This is a genomic window from Streptomyces sp. NPDC048417, from assembly GCF_040651615.1.
GTDB lineage: Bacteria > Actinomycetota > Actinomycetes > Streptomycetales > Streptomycetaceae > Streptomyces.
Window position 1 is genome coordinate 1 of sequence record NZ_JBEZKI010000020.1, and the last position, 20,511, is coordinate 20,511.

A 20,511-nucleotide genomic window follows, 5' to 3' on the forward strand; every position below is an offset into this window, starting at 1 on the left:
GGGCGGGGGGGGTTACCGGGTGGGGGGCCTGCCCGCCGGCCAGGAGGGTGGAGAGGCAGCCCAGCAGGACCCCGGTCGCCGTCCAGTGGACGGCGACCGGGGTCCTGCCCTTGTCGACGGCCCGGGCCAGTGCCTCCGGGAAGCGAGGGGCGAGGCCCAGGGCGAGGGCGCCGGCCAGCAGTACGGCGGGTACGGCGGTCATCGTGCCCGGGATCCGCCCGAGCCGGCCCTCGGTCTCGGGCTCCTCACCGGTCCCGGTGGTCTCGTACGCGTCGCCCCTGGGCGGCTGGTCCCCGAGGCCGAGGAAGACGCGGGCGGCGACCCGCAGCACCGCCCCCGCCGTCACCGCCGACACGACGACGTACAGCACGGTCAGTGGAGCGCCCACCGCCTCCTCGGCGACCGACTTGCCGAGCGCGGTGCCGAACGGCGGCAGTCCCGCGAGGGCCAGCGCCCCGAGGGTGAACAGGACTCCCACCGTGCGCAGTTCACGGGCCCGGCCGTGCAGCGCGCGTTCGTCGACGTTGCCGTAGCGGTCCAGGAGGATCCCCGCGCAGGCGAACAGGGCGGCCTTCACTCCGGCGTGCCCGAGCAGGTACAGGGCGGTTCCGGAGTCGCCCGCCGGGGTCAGGACGCCGAGGCCGACGAGGAACAGCCCGGTGTGGGCGATCGTGGAGTTGGCCAGCAGCCGCTTGATGTGCCGCTGGTGCCAGCACATGAACGCGCCCAGCACGGCCGTGAGCGCGCCGAGCACGACCAGCGCCCGCTCCAGATCGGCGGCCGGGATGCCGCCGGGTCCGGCGAAGACCGTGCCGTAGACCCGCCACACACCGTAGGCGCCGAGTTCGACCATGACTCCGGAGAGGAGCATGCAGACCGGGGTGGGGGCGACGGCGTGGGCGTCCGGGAGCCAGAAGTGGAAGGGCACGGCTGCGGCCTTGACCAGCAGTGCGGTGAGCACCAGGACGAAGGCGGCGAGGACCAGTGCGTCGGGCCCGCCGTGTGCGTCCAGGCCGTGGCCGATCTTCGCCATGCCGAGTTCGCCGGTGCGGGCGTACAGCAGGGCGATGCCCGTCAGCATGGCGTATGCGCCGAGGGAGTTGACCACGCCGAAGGTCAGCGCCCCCTGCACCGCCTTCGCCTCGTCGATGCGGTAGCCGGTCAGCGCGTAGGCGACGACGCTCATCAGCTCGAAGAAGACGAACGCGTTGAACAGGTCGCCCGCGAGGGCGAAGCCGCACATCCCGGCCTGGAAGACCAGCATCAGGGCCGGGAAGGATCCCGCGTGCCGGTGCGGCGGCTCCGCGAAGTAGTGCCAGGAGTAGACTAGTGCGGCCAGGGTCAGCAGCGAGGCGAGGGCGGCCATGCCGAGCGCGGGACCGTCCCCGACCAGTACGATCCCGACGCTCTCCCCGCCGACCGGCCGCCAGCCGCCGACCCACTCGACCAGCGGGGGCGAGGAGTTGAGCAGCAGGATCAGCGCGAGGGCGCAGGTGCCCGCGCACACCGCGCAGGCGAAGCTCTCGGCGAGGACCCGGTGCAGCCGGCGGCCGCCGGCCACCAGCAGGGTGGCGCCGAGCAGCGGGACGGCCACGAGCAGCGGCAGCAGGTGGTGCATCAGCCGCGCAGCTCCGTCAGTTCGTCCGGGTCGACCGTGCCGTGCCGCTTGGCGATCTGCAGGACCAGCGCGAGCAGCAGCGCGGTGACGGTCGCGCCGACGACCACGTCGGTCAGGGCGAGGGCCTGCACCACCGGGTCGACCAGCGGCCGGGTGCCGGGCCTGAGATCGGAGAAGACCGGTGCGGTGCCGCCGTCGCGGTAGCCGACCGCGAGCAGCAGGACGTACGTCGACGACTGGACGACGGCCAGACAGCCGACGGCGTGGATCAGGTTCCGGCTGGTGGCAAGGCCGTAACAGCCCGTCAGGAAGATCCAGACGGCGACCAGATAGGGGAAGACGTGCATCATCGGCGGCTCAACTCCCGTTCTCGTCCTCGATCTCCACGGCCTGGTCGAGGAAGCGGGCGAGCAGGACGACGACCGCGCTCGCCACCTCCATGCCGATGGCCGCGTTCAGCAGGGGGACCAGGCCGCCGGAGGACAGCGTGTTGAACGTGCCGTACGGCAGCAGTGTGTTGGCGAGGAACGCGGTGCCGGCCAGCAGCCCGGACAGGCCCAGCACCAGGTAGGCGCAGGCGGCCAGGGAGTCGGCGACCTCGAAGACGCCGATCGGGCGCACCCGTTCCAGGGCGTCGTAGTCGGCACCGAGGTACAGCAGGTGCAGGGCGGTCGCGGCGACGACCCCGCCCTGGAAGCCGCCGCCGGGGCTGAGCTGGCCGTGCGCGATGATGTACAGGCCGGTGACCAGGGCGACCGGGAGCACCAGCAGGGCGTACCGGCGGACGGGCGGGGCGACTTCGAGGGACCGCGGGCGGGCCCGGTGCTCGTCGTGGGTCTGGCGCAGCAGCACCACACAGCCGAGGACGGCGGCGAAGAGGATGCTCATCTCGCCGAGGGTGTCGTAGGCGCGCTGGTCGAAGTTGACGGAGGAGATGACGTTGGCGGTGTGCCGGGCCAGGGAGGCCCGGACGGCGCGGTCGCCGTAGGGGTGGCTGCGGCCGCCGAAGGACGGCAGGTCGAGGCAGGCGGCGACCAGCAGCACGGCGAGCCCCGTGCCGCCGACGGCCAGCAGCCACAGCCGCAGGCGCCGGGTCACCTGTCGCCCTCCTTGCCGCGCCGTTTCACCTTGCGGACCGACAGCATGATCAGCAGCGGGGTGAGCGCGGAGCCGACGGCGAGTTGGGAGAGGCCGACGTCGGGGGCCTGGAGCACGGTGAACAGGGCGCCGAGGACCAGACCGAGCAGGGACAGGACCAGGGCCTGGCGGGCCGGGTCACGGGTCGCCACGGCCACGGTCGCCGAGGCGGCCGTCAGCAGCAGCGCGACGACGATCACCGCGTCAGCCACCGCGCACCCCCCGGAGCCCGCCGGACAGCGCGCGTGAGGCGACCACGTTCCCGCCGATCAGCAACGCCCCGATCACCAGCAGTTTCACCATCGCCCGTCCCGGTCCGGTCACCGCGCACAGCACCAGCACGACCACCGCGCCGACCCCGGCCGCCGTCCAGGTCAGGCCCCAGGCGCCGGGCCGCTCGCCCGCCAGGTCGTCCGCGAGCAGCCGGGCGAAGGCCAGGGTGCCGACCGGGCCCAGCAGCGCGAGCAGCAGCGCGAGATCGACGTAGGACGTACGGCCGTAGCCCTGGGAGAGCAGCAGCAGGCTGGGGCAGACCGCCGAGGTGGCGAGGTTCTGGGCGACCACCCGGCGGCCGAGCGGGCCGGTGGCGACCGCCCACAGGGCGGTGCCCACTCCCCCGGCCAGCAGCACGGTCGCGGCGAGGATCCAGCCGTTCACCGCCAGGTCACCGCCCGTCGGCCGGCCCGGGCCGCGAGGGCGCCGACGGCCGCCGCGCTCGCGCCGACGACGCGCTCCAGGGTGTCGACGCTGCCGATGAACACCAGCCAGAGCAGGGCCAGTCCGGCCCACCAGGAGAGCAGTTCTGCCGCGGCGACGAGCGCCGTACGTCCGGTCATACGTCGCCTCCTTGGGTCGCCTTGCGGCGCTATGCCCGTTTCGCCGCCTCCGGCATCCAAGCACCGCGTCCGTCGCGGGGAGCGACGGCACGCGGGAACGGGTCCGGAGTGCCCGGGGAGCGCGGACGAAAACCTCGGGTCCGCCCCGGCCGCCGCCCCGGCCGGGGCCGTGAGCGGGGCCGAGGGCGGGGCCGAGGGCGGGGCCGTGGGCGCGGGCATCTACGGACGGTTCCTGGGTAACTGGGCTAGCACGCGGGATAGTTCACAAGTGGAGGACCAAATGGCCAGTGCCGCCTCGCGCCTGCGCACGACCAGGGCCGAGAAGAACGAGGGGACGAACACGGACAAGGACACCGGCGAACAGACCGGGGTACTGACCAAGGTCGCCCGCGCCGTCGGCCTTCGCCGAACCGAGCCGGACGCCACCACGAAGGCCGGCACCGGAAAGGCGGCCGACACCGGGAAGAAAGGCCGCGTCGGCAAGGCAGGCCGTACCGAGAGGGCAAGCGGCGCGGGGAAGAGCAGCGGCACCGGCAGGACAGGCGGTGCGAAGAAGAGCAGCGGCTCCGGCAGGACGAGCCGCACCGCCAAGGCCACCGGCACCGAACGCCGTCCGCTCCCGCTGCCGTTGCGGGTGCTGGCCATGCTGTGCGCGTTCGCGGTGATGGTGGCGTTCGCCGTCGTACTGGCCCGGCTGACGCTGGATCCGTCGCCGGCGTCCGAGGCGATCGCGCACACCAATCTGCATCCCGGCCGCTCCCTCAAGATCTATCTGGACCAGCCCGCCTTGCGGGACGCGGTCAAGCAGATCGGCGGGAACATCGTGCTCGGCGTGCCGTTCGGGATCATCGTGCCGGTCCTCGTGCCGCGAGCCCGGGGCTTTTTCGGGGTGCTGCTGCTCACCGCGTTCGTGATGCTGATGGTCGAGACGGCTCAGGGCCTGCTGGTCGAAGGGCGCGCCTTCGACGTGGACGACGTCATCCTCAACACCTCGGGGGCGCTGATCGGCTGGGTGCTGCTGGGCCGCCGGCTCGGCCGGGCGGTCCACGCGCGCAAGCCGAAGAAGGCGAAGGCGTGACCCGCCCGCGGACGCACCGCGCGGGAGCCCGGGAGGGCCGTCACCCGGTTGTCCGACACTGGTCCGTACCAAAGTATTGACGCACCACTTATCTCATCTCTTAAATCAAGAAGCGACGCCTTCACCCCCCACCCCGGCCGGCTGCCTCCCCGCACCCGGCCGCCGTACGGAAGGACGAGCCGTGGCCTCCCCGCGCCTTATCCGCAGATGCCTGTTCGCCGCACTGTCCGCCGCCCTCGTCGGGTCGGTCGCTGTCGGTCCCGCACACCGGGCCGAGGCCGCCGACGCCGGCGCGGCCGCCGTGACCTTCTCCGACACCTTCGACGGCGCCGCCGGTTCGGCGGTCAACTCCTCGAAGTGGACCCTGGAGACCGGCGACAACGTCAACAACCACGAACGGGAGTACTACACCTCCGGCACCAACAACGCGGCCCTCGACGGCCAGGGCCACCTGGTCATCACGGCCAAGAAGGAGAACCCCGCCAACTACCAGTGCTGGTACGGCACCTGTCAGTACACCTCGGCCCGGATGAACACCTCCGGCAAGTTCAGCGCGCAGTACGGACATGTCGAGGCCCGGATGAAGATCCCGCGCGGGCAGGGCATGTGGCCGGCGTTCTGGATGCTCGGCACCGACATCGGGTCGGTCGGCTGGCCGAACTCCGGTGAGATCGACGTGATGGAGAACGTCGGTTTCGAGCCCTCGACCATCCACGGCACCATCCACGGCCCCGGCTACTCCGGCTCGGCCGGGATAGGCGCCGGCTACACGCTGCCGAACGGCCAGGCCTTCGCGGACGCCTTCCACACCTTCGCGGTCGACTGGGCGCCCAACTCGATCACCTGGTCGGTCGACGGGATCGCCTACCAGACCCGCACCCCCGCCGACGTGGGCGGCAACACCTGGGCGTTCAACAAGCCGTTCTTCCTGATCCTGAACCTGGCCGTCGGCGGCTACTGGCCGGGCGACCCCAACAGCTCCACGGCGTTCCCGGCGCAGCTGGTCGTGGACTCGGTGTCGGTGACGACGAGTGACACCGCGGCCGGCGTCGCGATCAAGGGGCTGGCCGGCAAGTGCGTGGACGTGGCCGGGGCGAACTCCGCCAACGGCACCGCCGTCCAGCTCTACGACTGCAACGGCAGCGCCGCCCAGCAGTGGACGGTCGGCAGCGACGGCACCATCCGCGCCCTCGGCAAGTGCCTGGACGTCACCAGTGGCGGCACGGCGGACGGCACGCCGGTCCAGCTCTACGACTGCAACGGCAGCGCCGCCCAGAAGTGGGCCGTCTCCTCGGCGCAGGACATCGTGAACCCGCAGGCGAACAAGTGCCTGGACGTCACCGGCAACAACTCGGCCAACGGCACCCGGCTGCAGATCTGGACCTGCTCCGGCGGCGCCAACCAGAAGTGGACCGTCGGCTGAGGGCAGGGCTCGCTGTCCAGCGCTCGCTGTCTAGTGGCGGGGAATCCAGGTGAACTTGTCCCCGCCCACCCAGCAGACCACGGCCGGGTCGTCCAGGTCGTGGACCGTGATCCCGTGGGTCGCGGCGACCGCCAGCACCTCGGTGATGTCCCTCGCCTCACCGACCACCTCGCCGTCGATCTCCACGATGCGGAAGGGCGGGGTGCCCGGCTTGCCGGTCATGACCCCGAGCACCAGGATCCGCGGCTGGGAGATGAACGGGCTCGCTATCTCGGTCATGCAATCGAGGGTAGATCTCCCCGGGCGGAAGTGACTTGCCCGAGTCACCCTGACGGCGGAGGTGGCCACGGAACCCGTCGAGGCGCCGGAACGGATCGCCTTCCTGCGGAAACGGCCCCTGGCGCCGGCCTACCGGGCGGGCGCCTTCCGTACCGCCGCACGAGTCCTGGCCGCCCTGCCCGCCGGTGAGATCGCCGAGTGGGCCCGGGCCGGCGCCCACGCGGCACCGCCGGGCGCGGGCCCGAAGACGGCCCAGGTGGTCCGGGAATCGCTCACCGGAGATTTGCCCGGATATTTGCGCACGCTTGAGGGAGATACGGGCGAATCCACGACGGAGGCCGGCTCCCGGCTGCGGGACCAGTGCGCGGGGACCGCCCTCTGCGCTCGGACCGGCCCGACGGCGGCCGGTCCGATCGAGGAGACGGGCCGCACCGCGGCCACGCTCGGCCACGCGTGGGCGGCGCTCAGGCACGACTCGCCCGGCCCTCAGGGGCCCGCGCCCTGTCCCCGGAACGGCTGCGCGAACCGCCGGGCCCGTGCGGCGGCCACCGGCCTGGACCAGGGCCGGTGACGCGCCTCACTTGCGCGATCGGAACAGTCCGGGGTGGTTGTCCGTTGAAGCAACCGTGGGTGCGGATGGGACAGTGTCCCCGGGCCTCACCTTTTGCCCACAGGGACGATCGTTCGGCTGAAGCCCTGTGGAGCCCTTCGCCGAGAGGCGACCGCCATCCGTGCCCACCACTTGGCCGCCCCGGCCGCGAATCCCCCGTCGCGGCCGGGGCTTTCCGCTGTTCGGGGGCTGTTCACGGGCCCCGGGATCTCGGCTTGACTTCGAGCGCACTCCAATTCGTAGCGTTCGGGTCATGAGCACTACGACTCCTCAGCACAAGATCGGTTCCGGATTCGGTGCGGACAGCACGGCCGACGACGTCCTGGCGGGCCTCGACCTCGACGGCCGGCTCGCGATCGTCACCGGCGGCTACTCCGGACTCGGCCTGGAGACGACCAGGGCGCTGACCAAGGCGGGCGCCCACGTCGTCGTCCCCGCGCGGCGCGCCGAGGCCGCCCGGGAGGCGCTGGCCGGCCTGGACCGGGTCGAGGTGGACGAACTGGACCTCGGCGACCTGGACAGCGTGCGCGGCTTCGCCGAGCGGTTCCTGGCTTCCGGCCGGCCCGTCGACTTCGTGATCGACAACGCGGGCATCATGGCCTGCCCCGAGACCCGGGTCGGGCCCGGCTGGGAGGCCCAGTTCGCCACCAACCACCTCGGGCACTTCGCCCTGGTCAACCGGCTCTGGCCGGCCCTCGAACCGGGCGGCGCACGGGTCGTGTCGGTCTCCTCGCGCGCCCACCACTTCGCCGGGATGCGCTGGGACGACGTCCAGTGGCGGCACGACTACGACAAGTGGCAGGCATACGGCCAGGCCAAGACCGCGAACGTGCTGTTCGCCGTGCACCTCGACCGGCTCGGCCAGAACTCCGGCGTGCGCGCCTTCGCCCTGCACCCCGGCGGCATCATGACCCCGCTCCAGCGGCACATCCCCCGCGAGGAGATGATCGAGCGCGGCTGGGTCGACGAGCAGGGCACCGTGCTGAACCCGCAGGGCTTCAAGACGCCCCCGCAGGGCGCGGCCACCCAGACCTGGGCGGCCACCTCTGCGCAGCTCGCGGACATGGGCGGGGTGTACCTGGAGGACTGCGACATCGCCGAGCCCGCCGTGGAGGGCGAGCCGACCGGCGTCAAGGACTGGGCGATCGACCCGGACCAGGCCGCCCGCCTCTGGGACCTCTCGGCGGAACTGACGGGCGTGAACGCGTTCGCCTGAGCACGGCCGCGCTCAGGCCGACGGTTCGTCCGGCAGTGGCTCCTCGGGGTTCACCACCCCCGGGCGCGGTGCGCCCCGGGGCCCCGACCCGGCCTCGTCGGTGTCGGGGAGGTCGCCGTCGTCGTGGGCGTCGGGGCCGCTGCCCTCGGCCGCGTCCCACGGGTCACGGCCGTCGGACCGGGCCTGCTGGTCCGGCATGTCCCGGGGTACGGGCCCACTGTTCTGCTGGTTACCCACGGCTGCTCCCCTCGCACGTATCGGTCCGGGCACTACCCGGGTACCTCGCCCGGGCGCCGTGAAACCGGGGGCGGCTCAGCGCGGGGTCCGCTCCTCCAGTGCCGTGCGCCAGGCGGGCAGGCGGTCCTCGGTCGCCGGTTCCGCGCGGCGCCCGCCGCGGCTGAAGAAGTCGGCGAGGGGCAGGATCGCGGCACCGACGGTGACCGCGTCCGGCCCGAGCCGGCCGAGATCGATGGTGACCTGCTCGGCGGGGTGGCGCAGCGCGTACGTGGCCGCGTACCGGCGTACGGCGGGCAGGAAGCGGGCTCCGAGCTGGAGACCGGCCCAGCCGCCGATCAGGATCCGCTCCGGCTGGAAGAGGTTGATCAGGTCGGAGAGCCCGGCGCCCAGGTACTCGGCGGTCTCCTCCAGGACGGCGAGCGCGACCGGGTCGGGCTCGGTGCCCTCGGGCGGGTAGGCGGCGGCGAGCATCGCGGTGAGCGCGGTCTCCTCGTCGGTGCCCTCGGCCGGCCGGCCGCCCTCCTCCCGCCAGCGGGCCAGCAGCGACTCGGCGCCGGCATACGCCTCCAGGCAGCCGAGCGCACCGCAGCGGCAGCGGCGGCCCCGCACCCGTACCGTCAGATGGCCCCACTCGACGGCCCGGCCGTGCTCCACCTCGGCCGTGACCAGGCAGGCGCCGACGCCGGAGCCGAACAGCACCACGACCGCGTTGTCCGCGCCGCGCCCGGCGCCGAACCACATCTCGGCCTGCCCCAGGGTCTTGGCGCCATTGTCGATGAAGTACCGGACGGATTCGGGGAGTTGGCAGCCGGTGCGGAGCAGCTCCTCCAGCGGGACGGCGTCCCAGCCGATGGTCTGGCCGTGCACCAGGGCACCCCGGTCGGCGGTGTGCTCCACGATGCCGGGGACGCCGACACCGACGCCGAGCAGCAGCTCGGGCGAGGCCCCCTCGGTCGCGAGGACCTCCGCGATGCCGTCCCGGATGTGGCCGACGATCACCTCGACGTCGTAGCCCTGCTGCTCCAGCGGACGCTCGACGCGGGCGAGTTCGGTGAGCGTGAGGTCGAACAGCTCGACCCGGACCCGGGTCTCGCCGACGTCGACGCCGATCATGTGACCGCTGTGCGGGGCGACGCGCAGCAGGGTGCGGGGGCGGCCGCCGTCGGAGTCGACGCTGCCGGCCTCCTCGACCAGGCCGTCGGCGACCAGGTCGGCGACCACGTTGCTCACCGAGCCGGAGCTCAGGCCGGTGGCCGGGCCCAGCTCGAAGCGGCTGAGGGGGCCGTCGAAATAGAGCCGCTGGAGCACGGCCGTGCGGTTGGCCCTCCTGAGGTCGCGTACCGTGCGCCCGTTCCGCCCCGCCATGTGGCTCCCTTCACGAACCCTTCCCGACCTGCAACATACTCCTTCGGGCGATGGGAAGCGATATTTTCCCAACCCTTAGTTCACGCTGTGAGTGAAGGGTTCCGGGAGGGCGGGCGGGTACGGGGAGCGCCGTGGGGGTGCGGGTTGTGCGCGGGCTGTCGGTCCGCCCTGGTCTCTCGCGCAGTGCCCCGCACCCCCGAAGGGGCTTCAGGCCCAGGGTACCGATCAGGATGCCGCGTATACATCCTCCACGTAACGGCCCTCCGCCACCAGCGAGTTCAGCCACTCGTCGGCGTCACCACCGGGCGTGCGCTCTCGGTACAGGGTGCGGAACGCCTCCCGTACGCCCGGTGCCATCCTGCTGCCGTCCCCGCAGACGTACACCCGGGCGCCGGCGGCCAGCAGGGCCCAGACCTCGTCGGCCTCGGCGGCGATGCGGTGCTGGACGAAGGTGCCCGCCGTGCTGAAGGCCGGGCGCAGCGACACGGCTCCGGCGGTCTCGGCCCGGCGGAGCTCCTCGGCGTGCAGGAAGTCGGCGTCGGCGGCGTCGCAGCCGAAGTAGCAGAGGGCGGGCGGAAGTTCGGCACCCGCCGCGAGCGCGGCCGTACGGTCGGCGACGACGCCCCGGAAGGGGGCCAGGCCGGTGCCCGCGGCGATCATGACGACCGGTGCGCCGGCGTCGACCCGGAAGGCCTGCCGGCAGGGCTGGACGCGGGCGTACAGCGTGTCGCCGGGGCGGAGCGTCGCGAGGTGGCCGGAGCCGGTACCCCGGTAGGTGCCCTTGCCGGACCGAGCGGGAGCCTCCAGCAGGGAGATCATCAGGTCGGCGTGGCGGGGGTCGGTGGCGGGCGACGAGGAGATCGAGTAGTGGCGCGGCTTCAGCGGGGTCAGGAGGTCGAGCAGATGGGGCCAGTCGAGGGCGCCGCGCAGCGCCGGGTGGTCCTCGACGATCTCGACCAGGGTGCGCGGATCGTCGCTCAGCGCGGCGAGCGCGGCCTGCTCCGGCGGGCAGGGGTTGGCGTCGGCGAGGAGGGACAGCTGGTGGGCGTTCGGCCGCTCCTGCAACTCGACGTGGTGGGTGAGGAGTTCACGCACCGTCAGCGGACGGTCGACCGCGAGGCCGTCGCGGCGCGGGCGGGTGGCACGGATGTCGAGGACGGTGTCGAGATCGACGCCGAGGGCGGTGGCCGCGCGGGTGACGAGCTCCAGGGCGTTGGCGGGGAGCACGGTCAGGTGGTCGGCGGTGCGGTAGGTGACGCCGTCGGGCAGGGCGACGCGCAGGAACCGCTTGGTGCGCGGGTGGCCGGGGGCGGTTGGACGGCGAGCGCGAGGCGCCCGCGGCGGAGCCGGCCAAGGTCACCCCGGTGGAGGGGCGGGTCCTTGCCCTGCTGGCCAGGGGCGCCGGCACCGCCCAGGCCGCCCGCGACCTGGGCGTCACCAAGGACGGCGTCACCTGCCACCTGCGCCGCCTGTCGGCCCGCTGGTCCGCCGCCAAACGCACCGAACTGGTCGCCCGCGCCTACGCCTTGGGCGTACTGACCCCCGGTACCTGGCCACCCGAGCCGACGGAGTAGGCCGCACCGGCGCCTGCCGGGGCACCGAAGCGGGCGAGGGTGTGCCAGACCATTTTGAGGTCCTGGATCCCGTACCGGCCGGTGCGGGCCGCGTCGCCGATGATCCGGGGGTCCACGACACCTTTCTCGGCGATCAGGGCACCGAGTTCGGCGTACTGCGGGCCCCGGTAGCCGGCGTGGCGGCGCAGGTCGGGCACGGTGAGCCGGTAGCCGGGGTGCCATTCGACCGGGAAGGGCAGCCGGTGGGCCGCCGTTTCGACGGGGGTGCCCCGGTAGCAGGCGTCCAGGACGAGGGCCGCCACGTCCCGGTCGAGCCGTACACCGCCGTGCACCTGTGTCTCGATGTAGTCGTTGAGGGCGTCCTGCTCGTCGGCCTCGGCGAGGGCGAGCAGGTGCGTTCCGGCGGCGACGCCGAAGTCCGTCGGCTCGGCCGCACTGTCGGGGTGGCAGAAGGTCGCGCGGTGCAGTGCCGGTCCGGTCAGCCGCAGGTGCGAGGAACCGAACCGGGGGGCCGCGCCGACCACTTGGCGGCGGAAGTTCAGCGCCCCGTACACCGGCCGTTCTGCCGGGGCCGCGTCGTCGTAGGTCCCGCCGAAGATCCGGCTCTCCCAGCGCCAGCGGTCGCCGCCGGGGTGCGCGGTGAGCCCGCCGTTGCTCGTGCCGGTGACGAACTGTGAGTGGTAGGCCCCGTCCCGGGCCAGCGCCTCCAGGATCGGCAGCCCGGCCGACAGCCGGTCGGGGTGGAAGTTCAGAGTGATGGGCAGACCGGGGTCGAGGGCCGGTCCCGAGGACAGCGCGGCCACATGGCGCAGCGCTGCCGCGGCTCGTGCCGTTGCGATGTCGGTGAGTTCCATCGGCTCCCCCTGCGGCCTGTTCCCGCTCGCTCGGCGCCGGCCGACCTTATCCGATCACGGCCGGCCCGGTCGCGGTCGTTTCGTCGGGCCGGCGTCAGCTCGTCAGGGCGATGAGTACGGCGACGCCGAGGAAGACCGCTCCGCCGAAGATCAGGAACATCAGTGGGCCCACGACGTGGCGCCACATGCGGACGCGGGCGGTCTGGGGGTTCGTCGGCAGGTAGACCACCTCCACCTCGCGTCCCGTGGCCAGGCCCATGCCGGAGCCGTGCATGCGGGGTGAGAACTCCACCCGGTAGCCGGAGCGGTCCGTGAAGGCGATGACGGGGATCCACTTCGGCCCGTCGCTGTCGCGGGTGCGCACGTTGTCCACGACGACTCCCCAGGTGCGTAGCCCGTGCCGGCGCAACCGCCGCACCACCGCGCTCTCCCGCACCGCGAACCCGAGGAGCCCGAGGCCCACCACCGTGCACAGCACCGCGCCGAAGTCCAACGTCCCAACCCTTCCGTCCCGCCCGTCCGTTCGACACCTCGGGAGCAGGAGACGCATCGGCCTGGTGTTCGGTTGCGAGTGCCGGGGCGCGGTGCTCGGAAACCCTCCGTAGTCCACCCTGGTCACCCAGCCACCGGCGCGCGACTGATCCGCGGAAAATACGTTCGACGTGACGCGTGAGTGGGAACAGGGCAAGGGATGCAAGACGTACGGGAGTGGGCGAAGGGTCTGCCGCGACTGCTGCGGCGCCATCGGGACCCGGTGGTCGTCCAGACGCTGCGGTCGGCCGCCGCGGCCACGGTCGCCTACGTCGTCGCGCTCCGGCTGAGCCCGGAACCGGCACCGCTCACCGCTCCGCTGACCGCGCTCCTGGTCGTGCAGGTGACCCTGTACGCGACCCTCACCAACGGTTTCCGCAGGGTCAACGCGGTGGTGGCCGGCGTGCTGGTCGCCATCGCCTTCAGCCAGCTGGTGGGGCTGACCTGGTGGAGCCTGGCGCTGCTGATCGTGGCCTCGCTGGCGGTGGGGCACCTGGTCAGGGTCGACGAGTACATCCCCGAGGTGGCGATCAGCGCCATGCTGGTGCTCGGGGTCACCACCATCAGCAGTACGGCGTGGGCGCGGATCGTGGAGACACTGATCGGCGCGGTCGTCGGCATGGCCTGCAATCTGCTGCTGCCTCCCCCGGTGTGGGTGGACGAGGCCGGGGAGTCGATCGAGGGCCTGGCCCGCCGGCTGCGCCAGTTGATGCTGCGCATGGGCGAGGAGGCGTCGGGGCTGACGCCCTGGCAGCGGGCGGCCGAGCGGCTGCACGAGGCCCGCCGGCTCGACCACGCCATCGTCGAGGTGGACGCGGCGCTGCGGCAGGCCGAGGACAGCCTGCGGCTCAATCCGCGGGTGAAGGAGGGCCTGCTGCACCGGGTGGTGCTGCGCACCGGCCTGGACACCCTGGAGATCTGCACGGTCGTGCTGCGCGTACTGGCCCGTACCTTCACCGACCTGGCCAAGGCCCGCGAACCCGAGGCGCTGTTCGCCTCGGACGCGGGGGCGGCCGTGGAGCAGCTGCTGTCCCAGATCGCCGACGCCGTGGTGAGCTTCGCGGTGCTGGTGACGACCAGCATCAGCGAGAGCGCCGAGTCGGCCGAGGCCCGGCTCTCCGCCGAGCTGCACACCGCGACCGGCACCCGCGACAAGCTCGCCGAGCTGCTCCGGGACGAGATCCGCCACGACGACCGGAACTGGCAGCTGCTCGGTGCCGTCCTGACCGAGGTCAACCGGCTTCTCGACGAGATGGACACCGAGAACCGCACCCGCCGGCTGCTGGAGGAGCTGGACCGCGTCTCCGGCGAGCAGCGCGCCCGGCGTCCCCGGCTGACCTGGCTGCGGGAGCGGATCGGCGTCCCGGAGCGACTGCAGCGGAACCGGACGGATGGTGCGGGGCGTTCTCAGTCCGGGACGGAGAAGGGGGCACGCCGGTGACGGACACGGCGGTACGGATCGACGGGAACACGCTGCGGCTGCCGGGCGGGGCGGCGGTGCGCTTCGTGCGCACGCTGCGGCTGCCGGAGACGGGGACGCATCCGCTGCCACCGGGGCTCGGCGAGTTCCCGGTGCGGCGGGTGAGCGACTACCCGGACACGGTCCCGGCCGGGTGGCGGGCGCGTGGCGGGGTGATGCTGCCGGTGTATCTGCGCGAGGCGATGTGGCTGAGTTTCGCGGGCACCGTGGAGCCGGCCGCCCTCCAGGTCGGCGTCGGCAAGGTGTGCGCGGTCTCCGGCGAGCCGTGGAGCGACCGGCTGTCCCGGGATCCGCAGAACTACCTGGTGCTGCCCCGGCAGCCCTGGCTGGACGGCATCAATTCCGGGAAGGGAACGATCCGCCAGTTCGTGGCGGTGCCGCTCGGTCTCGGCGCCACGGTGGAGGGACAGGTCACCGGCGAGGAGGTGTGGGGCGGGGTGCAGCTCCAGTCCTTCGCTCTCAAGGAGGGGCCGCTCGCCCGGTGGCGGCGCGAGGAGCGGCTGCGGCGGGAGCGGAAGCCCGCGCCGGGGACGCTCGGCGGCTACGGCGCGGCACTGCCGATGATGGCCTCGGCGCCCGCCGCCCCCGCGCCCGCCGCCGCCCCGCGCTCCCGCTCGGCAGGGATGGGGCTCGGGGTCGGCGGCTCGATGCGCCAGGAGGTCTACCAGGACGCCCGGCCGCCGGAGGACTGGGCCGACAGCCCTGCCGGGCGGGTCTTCGTGCACCTGGTCACGCCCCCGGAGTGGCGCCGCATCACGGGCGAGGCGCCCCCGCCGTCGCCGGTGGACCGGGCGGCGTACACCCGCGCCGAGCTGCCCTGGTACGACTACTACGACCAGGACGCCGAGGATCTCGCCCCCACGGACGCCCTGGCGGCGGTCAAGCCGGTCGGCGACTGGCTCGGCGACGACCTGGAGCCCTGGCAGCAGCCGTCCCAGGGGCAGGTGACGCCCCTGAAGGACACACCGGGCACGCCCGTGGAGGACGGCGACTGGTGACATCCGTTGCAAGATGTGCAACGGCCGTTGTCCGTCTTGCCTTTGCCCAGGGGCCCACGCCAAGGTTGCTGTGACGACCGAGGCGACCGACGACCTGAGGTGCGGGCATGGGCAGTGGTACGGAAGCGACGCGTGGCGGCTGGAGCAGGCGCCGGTTCGTCGGTGCGCTGGCGGGCGCGGCGGCGGTGGTGGCGGTCCCGGCACCGGCGGCACCGCCCGAGGGGGCCCGCCCGGCACCGCGCCCGGCCCCCGGGTCCCCGACGAAGTCACCCGCCGACCCGCGCCCGCTCTACCTCGGCACCTACACCTCCGTGGACGGCGGCGGCACCGGCATCGGCCTGGCCACCTACGCCCCCGACAGTGGCCGGATCACCGGCACCGGCACGATCGCCGGCGTCGCCGACCCGTCGTATCTGGCGGTCCACCCGGACGGCCGGACGCTGTACGCGGTGAACGAACGCACGGACGGCGGGGTGACCGCCGTGCGCCTGGCGGACCGGAAGATCCTCGGCAGCCGGAGCACGGGCGGGGCAGGGCCCTGCCATCTCTCGGTGCACCCGAGCGGCCGCTGGCTGCTGAGCGCCAACTACACCTCGGGCAGTGTGGCCGTCCATCCGATCGACGCCACCGGCGCCCTCGGCGAGCGCACGGACCTGGTCACGCACTCCAGTCCGGCGCCCGGCCCCGGTCAGCAGGGCCCGCACGCCCACCAGTTCATCACCAGCCCGGACGGCGGCCATGTCCTCGCCGTCGACCTGGGCACCGACACGGTCTACAGCTACCGTCTGGACCTCGCCACGGGCAGGCTCACCGAGGCCGCCCAGGCGCACACCAGGCCGGGGGCCGGCCCGCGCCATCTGACCTTCCATCCGGGCGGGCGGTACGCGTACCTGGCCAACGAGGTGGACGACACGATCGCGGTGTGCGGCTACGACCCGGCCGGCGGCCGGCTCTCGATCGGCGCACCCCAGTCCACCGGCAGCAGATCGGGCACCACCAACTACCCGGCCCAGATCCTGGTCACCGCCGACGGCGCCTACGCCTACCTGGCCAACCGGGGCGACAACACGCTCGCGCGGTACGCGGTCGAGGCCGACGGGGCCCGGCTGCGGCTGCTGGACACGGTGCCGGTGGATGGGGACTTCCCCCGGCAGATCGCGTTCTCGCCGGACGGCCGGCTGCTGTTCGCCGCCGACCAGCGGTCCGGTACCGTGAGCGTCTTCACCCTCGATCCACAGGGCGGTGAACTCCGGCTCGCGGGCGAGCCGTTCGCGTCACCCGTCGCCGTCTGCGCGCTGCCGCTGTAGCGTCCGCGGGCAGGAGGCGGCGGCACTGGCCTGGCTCAGCAGGACGTGCATGCGCTCGGTGAGCTGGGCGACGTCGTCGGCGGGCGCGTGGAAGGCCAGCCGTACGTCGCCGTGGGCGCGGGTGCGTTCGATGCGCAGGGTCAGTCCGTGCCGGTCCACGGCGAGGGGCTGGACACGGGTCGCGGCGTGCAGGCTCTCGGGCTCGACGAGCCTGGTGAGCCGCTCGACGGCGTCCGGGTGGGCGTCGGCGAGGTGGGTGAGCAGGTGGGCCTCGGCTCCGGCCAGTGGGTCGGGGTGCGCGGCGGCGAACTCGTCGAGGTCGACGACGACCGCGCCGGAGGGCCGGCGCAGCACCACACGGGTGGGCTGGAGGACGAGGTGCTCGTCGGAGGGCGCGAACCAGCCGGCCATCCACAGCCGGGCCCGGATCCGGTTGCGCACCGGGACCGGTGCGACGTCGGCGAACTCCAGCACCGCGGACGGCTCGCCGCGCGGGGCGCAGATCGCGGCCGCGAGCAGGGCGCTGTCCTCCGGCACGTGCAGCAGCACCCGGCCGTCGTCGGCGACGGCGTGCGCGCCGACGAACTCCTCGCGTCCGCCGTCCGCGGTCACCCTGCACGACCATGCCGTGGCCAGCAGCGACCGGGCCTGTTCGGCCGCGCCGGGGCCGGCAGCCCAGGCTGCCTGTTCGTCACCCATCCCGAAACCTCCTTAGGTAAGCCTCACCTAACTTATCGAAGATCGGGGAGTACGCCAAGCACGGAGTGCGTGGCGTACGTGAAGAACGGCGTGAGGAACAGGGCGCCGGAAGGGGCCGCGACGCTCAGGAGATGACGCCCAGCAGCGCCCGCGCGCACAGGTCCCGCACCTGCTCCCGCGTCAGCTCCTCGGTGCGCAGCCACTCCAGGCAGACGTGCGTGGTGAAGGCGAGCCAGCCGCGCACCGCCAGCCGGGTGTCGGGACGCAGTTCCAGGGCGGGGCCGAACTCGGGGTCGGCGGCGAGGGCGGCCAGGATCTGGCGCTCCTGGGCGGCCTGCGCCTGCCGGTAGACACGGCGCACGGCCTGGTCGCCGGAGGCCTCGGCGCGATGGAAGGCGCGAAAGCCGTGTGCGTGGGTGTGGACGTAGTCGAGGTAGACGTCGAGGCCCGCGGTGAGCTGCTCCCGGGCGGGCACGCCGGGCTCGGCCGCCGTCATCCGCAGCATCCGTTCACTCTCCCGCTCCACCACCGCCGCGAAGAAATCACGCTTGGTCGGAAAATAGTGGTACAGCAGGCCCCGGGAGACGCCCGCGATCTCGGCGACCTGCTCGATCCACACCTCGTCGTACGGGCTCTCGGAGAAGAGCCCGGCCCCGACCGAGAGGAGCTGCTCACGTCGTTCCGCGGTACTGAGTCTGCGGCGGCTGCGCTCACCCTGGTTCGCGACCATGCCCGCACCTTACTTGACGTGGGTTCAACAACGGGATGAGACTGAGCCCGCCTATTGAACCCACGTACAACTAGCTCAACCTGCCGCAGCATCGAGGGAGATCGCGCCATGGCGGAGACGGCCACGCAGACGGCGACAGGGGCGGACGGCCCGCTGCCGAAGGGGTTCCGGGGTGCCGAGCAGGGCTGGCCCGAGCTGCACCGCATACCGCACCCGCCGCACCGGGTGCCCTTCCTCGGCGACGTCCTCGGCGTCGACCGGCGCAAGCCGCTCCAGGACTCGATGCGCTTCGCCGGGCAGCTGGGCCCGATCTTCCGGCGCCGCGCGTTCGGCAACGAGTTCGTGTTCGTGTGGGGCGCCGAACCGGCCGCCGACATGGCCGACGAGTCGCGGTTCGCCAAGCACGTGGGCCTGGGGGTCGCCAATCTGCGCCCGATCGCCGGGGACGGCCTGTTCACGGCGTACAACCACGAGCCGAACTGGCAGCTGGCGCACGACGTCCTGGCCCCGGGTTTCAGCCGGGAGGCCATGGAGGGCTATCACGCGATGATGCTGTCGGTGGCCGGCCGGCTCACCGGCCACTGGGACCGCGAGCTGGCGGCCGGCCGCTGGGTCGACGTGCCCGGGGACATGACCAAGCTGACCCTGGAGACGATCGCCCGCACCGGGTTCGGGCACGACTTCGGCTCGTTCGAGCGGGACCGGCCGCACCCCTTCGTGACCGCGATGATCGGCACCCTCACCTACGCCCAGCGCCTCAACAGCGTGCCCTCGCCGCTGGCCCCGCTGCTGCTGCGGCAGGCCGCGCGGCGCAACGCGGCCGACATCGACCACCTCAACCGCACGGTCGACGACCTGGTCGCCGAGCGCCGCAGGACCGGCCGCGGGGACGGCGACCTGCTGGACCGGATGCTGGAGACGGCCCACCCGGAGACCGGGGAGCGGCTCTCCGCCGAGAACGTACGGCGGCAGGTGATCACCTTCCTGGTGGCCGGCCACGAGACCACCTCGGGCGCGCTCTCCTTCGCCCTGCACTACCTCGCCCTGCACCCGGAGATCGCCGCCAGGGCCGCCGCCGAGGTCGACCGCGTCTGGGGCGACACGCCCGCGCCGGACTACGACCAGGTCGCCAAGCTCCGTTATGTCCGCCGGGTCCTCGACGAGTCGCTGCGGCTGTGGCCCACGGCCCCCGCCTTCGCCCGCGAGGCCCGCAAGGACACCGTGCTCGCCGGGGACCATCCGATGCGCCGGGGCGCCTGGGCCCTGGTCCTGACCCCGATGCTGCACCGCGACCCCGCGGTGTGGGGTCCGGACGCCGAGAGCTTCGACCCGGACCGCTTCGAGGCGAAGGCGGCACGCGGCCGGGCCCCGCACACCTTCAAGCCGTTCGGCACGGGCGCCCGGGCCTGCATCGGCCGCCAGTTCGCCCTGCACGAGGCGACCCTGGTCCTCGGTCTGCTGCTGCGCCGCTACGACCTGACGGCCGACCCCGGCTACCGGTTGCGGGTGACCGAGCGGCTGACGCTGATGCCGGACGGGCTGCGGCTGCGGCTGGAGCGGCGCCGGCCCGCCCCGGCGCCGGTGACCGTGCCGGACGACTCACCCGCCTCAGAAGGCGGCGGCTGTCCAGTGCACGGGGCGGGTGACTGACGCCGGCAGCCGGGTGCCGGCACTCCCCCGGGCGGCGTCGAGCTGCGGCTGGGTCAGGAAGAACGCGCCCGTGAGGTCCGCGCCGGTGAGATCGGCGTCGCGCAAGTCGGCGCCGATCAGGTCGGTGTCCCGCAGGTCGGCTCCGGTGAGGTCGGCGGCGATCAGGTAGGCCCCGCGCAGGCTCGCGCCGCGCAGGTCGGCGCCCCTGAGCCGGGCACCCATCAGGTCCGCGCCCCGACGGTCCTTCGCCCGGCCCCGCACTCCCGCGCGAGCCAGCTCGCTGGTGCGCAGCAGCAGCACGTTGACCCGCTGCCGGTGGGCGGCCACGTCCAGGGCGCCGAGTTCCTCGGGCGTCCCCAGCGTGAGTTCCTCGGTGTCCACCAGCAGCTGCCTCAACTCACCGTGGACCGGGCGGGCGGCGGGCAGGCCGAGCGCCTCGGTGAGGTACCAGAGCAGTTCGTGCAGCTGCCGTACGACCGGGAACGTGTCGAACATCCGGCGGGCGTGCTCCGCTGTCCCGGTCCGCCAGTCCTGCCCGCCGAAGGTGTCCTGCGAGACCCGCTGACCGGCGCCGAAGCAGTCGTAGACCGTGCAGCCGGTGAACCCCCGCTGCCGCAGCTCGGTGTGGATGCCGCAGCGGTGGTCGCCGCCGAGGTTCCGGCAGGGCTTCCCGGCGGGCTTGCTGACCGCGAAGTCGGCCGAGGCGGTGAACGGCAGAGCGACACAGCACAGGCCGAAGCAACGTGTGCAGTCCCCGCGCAGCCGCGACTGTTCGGATATCTGTTCTGGCATCCGCCCAGCGTACTGACCTGGGCACCGCGCCTAGGACGCTCTCCGGGCGCTCTCCGGGCGCTGGAGGACACCCTCGGCCGTACCCGCCGACGCCGAG

Annotated in this window: 22 protein-coding genes and 2 pseudogenes; 9 read left to right on the forward strand and 15 right to left on the reverse strand. The window is 73.2% G+C overall.

The genetic code is table 11. The features are described 5' to 3' along the window. From AB0D59_RS29280 to AB0D59_RS29305, 6 genes are all read right to left on the reverse strand, one after another. The coding region (locus AB0D59_RS29280) for a proton-conducting transporter membrane subunit (protein ID WP_362571485.1) at positions 1-1,618 on the reverse strand (1,618 nt) is incomplete at its 3' end. Then, positions 1,618-1,968, reverse strand: a complete 351-nt coding sequence (locus AB0D59_RS29285; protein WP_351747717.1) for a sodium:proton antiporter — start codon at positions 1,966-1,968, stop codon at positions 1,618-1,620. The genes AB0D59_RS29285 and AB0D59_RS29280, both read right to left, overlap by 1 nt. Before the next feature lie 7 nt (positions 1,969-1,975). Further along, on the reverse strand, positions 1,976-2,716 hold the full coding sequence (locus AB0D59_RS29290) for an MnhB domain-containing protein (protein ID WP_362571488.1): 741 nt from the start codon (positions 2,714-2,716) through the stop codon (positions 1,976-1,978). Beyond that, positions 2,713-2,967: a hydrogenase subunit MbhD domain-containing protein gene (locus tag AB0D59_RS29295; protein WP_362571490.1), complete on the reverse strand. Its 255-nt coding sequence runs from the start codon at positions 2,965-2,967 to the stop codon at positions 2,713-2,715. Before AB0D59_RS29295 ends, AB0D59_RS29290 begins: the two co-directional genes overlap by 4 nt. Then, a complete protein-coding gene (locus AB0D59_RS29300) occupies positions 2,960-3,412 on the reverse strand; it encodes a monovalent cation/H+ antiporter complex subunit F (RefSeq protein WP_362571493.1) in 453 nt (150 codons plus the stop codon). The genes AB0D59_RS29295 and AB0D59_RS29300 overlap by 8 nt, the downstream gene beginning before the upstream one ends. Further along, positions 3,409-3,591 carry a hypothetical protein gene (locus tag AB0D59_RS29305; RefSeq protein ID WP_362571496.1) on the reverse strand — a complete coding sequence of 61 codons (183 nt, stop codon included), beginning with the start codon at positions 3,589-3,591 and terminating at the stop codon, positions 3,409-3,411. The genes AB0D59_RS29300 and AB0D59_RS29305 overlap by 4 nt, the downstream gene beginning before the upstream one ends. 643 nt (positions 3,592-4,234) lie before the next feature. Between AB0D59_RS29305 and AB0D59_RS29310 the strand changes: the two genes are divergently transcribed. Next, positions 4,235-4,669, forward strand: coding sequence for a VanZ family protein (locus tag AB0D59_RS29310; RefSeq protein ID WP_362572010.1), 435 nt, complete (start codon positions 4,235-4,237; stop codon positions 4,667-4,669). A gap of 181 nt (positions 4,670-4,850) precedes the next feature. After that, positions 4,851-6,092, forward strand: coding sequence for a family 16 glycosylhydrolase (locus AB0D59_RS29315; protein ID WP_362571499.1), 1,242 nt, complete (start codon positions 4,851-4,853; stop codon positions 6,090-6,092). Positions 6,093-6,122: 30 nt separating this feature from the next. Here AB0D59_RS29315 and AB0D59_RS29320 read toward each other — a convergent pair whose 3' ends face one another. Then, the gene (locus AB0D59_RS29320; protein ID WP_351703860.1) at positions 6,123-6,371 is read right to left on the reverse strand and encodes a hypothetical protein; all 249 of its coding nucleotides are present in this window, start codon (positions 6,369-6,371) and stop codon (positions 6,123-6,125) included. Positions 6,372-6,432: 61 nt separating this feature from the next. On the opposite strand from AB0D59_RS29320, the gene AB0D59_RS29325 reads away from it, so the two are divergent. Continuing rightward, complete coding sequence (locus AB0D59_RS29325; protein WP_362571502.1) at positions 6,433-6,942, forward strand: hypothetical protein; 510 nt, start codon at positions 6,433-6,435, stop codon at positions 6,940-6,942. Positions 6,943-7,234: 292 nt separating this feature from the next. Further along, positions 7,235-8,197: an SDR family NAD(P)-dependent oxidoreductase gene (locus AB0D59_RS29330; protein ID WP_362571504.1), complete on the forward strand. Its 963-nt coding sequence runs from the start codon at positions 7,235-7,237 to the stop codon at positions 8,195-8,197. Between the two features lie 12 nt (positions 8,198-8,209). Here the strand turns inward: AB0D59_RS29330 and AB0D59_RS29335 are convergent, their stop codons facing one another. The 3 genes and pseudogenes from AB0D59_RS29335 to AB0D59_RS29345 all read right to left on the reverse strand — a co-directional run. After that, positions 8,210-8,434 (reverse strand): hypothetical protein, encoded by a 225-nt coding sequence (locus AB0D59_RS29335; protein WP_362571507.1) that lies wholly within the window; start codon positions 8,432-8,434, stop codon positions 8,210-8,212. Positions 8,435-8,509: 75 nt separating this feature from the next. Continuing rightward, positions 8,510-9,799, reverse strand: coding sequence for an ROK family transcriptional regulator (locus tag AB0D59_RS29340; protein ID WP_362571510.1), 1,290 nt, complete (start codon positions 9,797-9,799; stop codon positions 8,510-8,512). A gap of 225 nt (positions 9,800-10,024) precedes the next feature. Continuing rightward, positions 10,025-11,113 (reverse strand): annotated as a pseudogene (locus AB0D59_RS29345) (reductase); the annotation flags it as partial. Here AB0D59_RS29345 and AB0D59_RS29350 point away from each other — a divergent pair. Then, positions 11,110-11,373 (forward strand): annotated as a pseudogene (locus tag AB0D59_RS29350) (LuxR C-terminal-related transcriptional regulator); the annotation flags it as partial. The pseudogenes AB0D59_RS29345 and AB0D59_RS29350 overlap by 4 nt on opposite strands. On the opposite strand, the gene AB0D59_RS29355 reads toward AB0D59_RS29350, so the two are convergent. Continuing rightward, a complete protein-coding gene (locus AB0D59_RS29355) occupies positions 11,319-12,227 on the reverse strand; it encodes a DUF3626 domain-containing protein (protein WP_362571513.1) in 909 nt (302 codons plus the stop codon). The pseudogene AB0D59_RS29350 and the gene AB0D59_RS29355 overlap by 55 nt on opposite strands. Positions 12,228-12,321: 94 nt before the next feature. Next, entirely contained in the window at positions 12,322-12,720 is a 399-nt protein-coding gene (locus tag AB0D59_RS29360; protein ID WP_362571516.1) for a DUF3592 domain-containing protein, read from the reverse strand. 198 nt (positions 12,721-12,918) lie between these two features. Between AB0D59_RS29360 and AB0D59_RS29365 the strand changes: the two genes are divergently transcribed. From AB0D59_RS29365 to AB0D59_RS29375, 3 genes are all read left to right on the forward strand, one after another. Continuing rightward, on the forward strand, positions 12,919-14,199 hold the full coding sequence (locus AB0D59_RS29365; protein WP_362571519.1) for an FUSC family protein: 1,281 nt from the start codon (positions 12,919-12,921) through the stop codon (positions 14,197-14,199). Beyond that, positions 14,196-15,236, forward strand: coding sequence for a hypothetical protein (locus AB0D59_RS29370; RefSeq protein WP_362571521.1), 1,041 nt, complete (start codon positions 14,196-14,198; stop codon positions 15,234-15,236). Before AB0D59_RS29365 ends, AB0D59_RS29370 begins: the two co-directional genes overlap by 4 nt. A gap of 107 nt (positions 15,237-15,343) precedes the next feature. Beyond that, positions 15,344-16,543, forward strand: a complete 1,200-nt coding sequence (locus AB0D59_RS29375; RefSeq protein ID WP_362571524.1) for a lactonase family protein — start codon at positions 15,344-15,346, stop codon at positions 16,541-16,543. Here the strand turns inward: AB0D59_RS29375 and AB0D59_RS29380 are convergent. Continuing rightward, entirely contained in the window at positions 16,511-17,242 is a 732-nt protein-coding gene (locus AB0D59_RS29380) for a DUF2470 domain-containing protein (RefSeq protein ID WP_362571527.1), read from the reverse strand. The two genes, AB0D59_RS29375 and AB0D59_RS29380, sit on opposite strands and share 33 nt — an antisense overlap. A gap of 124 nt (positions 17,243-17,366) precedes the next feature. Next, positions 17,367-17,972 (reverse strand): TetR/AcrR family transcriptional regulator, encoded by a 606-nt coding sequence (locus AB0D59_RS29385; protein ID WP_362571530.1) that lies wholly within the window; start codon positions 17,970-17,972, stop codon positions 17,367-17,369. Positions 17,973-18,080: 108 nt separating this feature from the next. Here AB0D59_RS29385 and AB0D59_RS29390 point away from each other — a divergent pair, with 108 nt between their 5' ends. Continuing rightward, complete coding sequence (locus tag AB0D59_RS29390; protein WP_362571533.1) at positions 18,081-19,622, forward strand: cytochrome P450; 1,542 nt, start codon at positions 18,081-18,083, stop codon at positions 19,620-19,622. Here the strand turns inward: AB0D59_RS29390 and AB0D59_RS29395 are convergent. Next, on the reverse strand, positions 19,581-20,414 hold the full coding sequence (locus AB0D59_RS29395) for a pentapeptide repeat-containing protein (protein ID WP_362571536.1): 834 nt from the start codon (positions 20,412-20,414) through the stop codon (positions 19,581-19,583). The two genes, AB0D59_RS29390 and AB0D59_RS29395, sit on opposite strands and share 42 nt — an antisense overlap. Positions 20,415-20,511: the final 97 nt, after the last annotated feature.

Bases quoted from the DNA above. Each gene is read 5' to 3' on its own strand.
- AB0D59_RS29380 (WP_362571527.1), bottom strand. From the start codon at position 17,242: ATGGGTGACGAACAGGCAGCCTGGGCTGCCGGCCCCGGCGCGGCCGAA.
- AB0D59_RS29375 (WP_362571524.1), top strand. From the start codon at position 15,344: ATGGGCAGTGGTACGGAAGCGACGCGTGGCGGCTGGAGCAGGCGCCGG.
- AB0D59_RS29320 (WP_351703860.1), bottom strand. From the start codon at position 6,371: ATGACCGAGATAGCGAGCCCGTTCATCTCCCAGCCGCGGATCCTGGTG.
- AB0D59_RS29330 (WP_362571504.1), top strand. From the start codon at position 7,235: ATGAGCACTACGACTCCTCAGCACAAGATCGGTTCCGGATTCGGTGCG.
- AB0D59_RS29310 (WP_362572010.1), top strand. From the start codon at position 4,235: ATGCTGTGCGCGTTCGCGGTGATGGTGGCGTTCGCCGTCGTACTGGCC.
- AB0D59_RS29390 (WP_362571533.1), top strand. From the start codon at position 18,081: ATGGCGGAGACGGCCACGCAGACGGCGACAGGGGCGGACGGCCCGCTG.
- AB0D59_RS29365 (WP_362571519.1), top strand. From the start codon at position 12,919: ATGCAAGACGTACGGGAGTGGGCGAAGGGTCTGCCGCGACTGCTGCGG.
- AB0D59_RS29340 (WP_362571510.1), bottom strand. From the start codon at position 9,799: ATGGCGGGGCGGAACGGGCGCACGGTACGCGACCTCAGGAGGGCCAAC.
- AB0D59_RS29385 (WP_362571530.1), bottom strand. From the start codon at position 17,972: ATGGTCGCGAACCAGGGTGAGCGCAGCCGCCGCAGACTCAGTACCGCG.
- AB0D59_RS29305 (WP_362571496.1), bottom strand. From the start codon at position 3,591: ATGACCGGACGTACGGCGCTCGTCGCCGCGGCAGAACTGCTCTCCTGG.
- AB0D59_RS29355 (WP_362571513.1), bottom strand. From the start codon at position 12,227: ATGGAACTCACCGACATCGCAACGGCACGAGCCGCGGCAGCGCTGCGC.
- AB0D59_RS29395 (WP_362571536.1), bottom strand. From the start codon at position 20,414: ATGCCAGAACAGATATCCGAACAGTCGCGGCTGCGCGGGGACTGCACA.
- AB0D59_RS29285 (WP_351747717.1), bottom strand. From the start codon at position 1,968: ATGATGCACGTCTTCCCCTATCTGGTCGCCGTCTGGATCTTCCTGACG.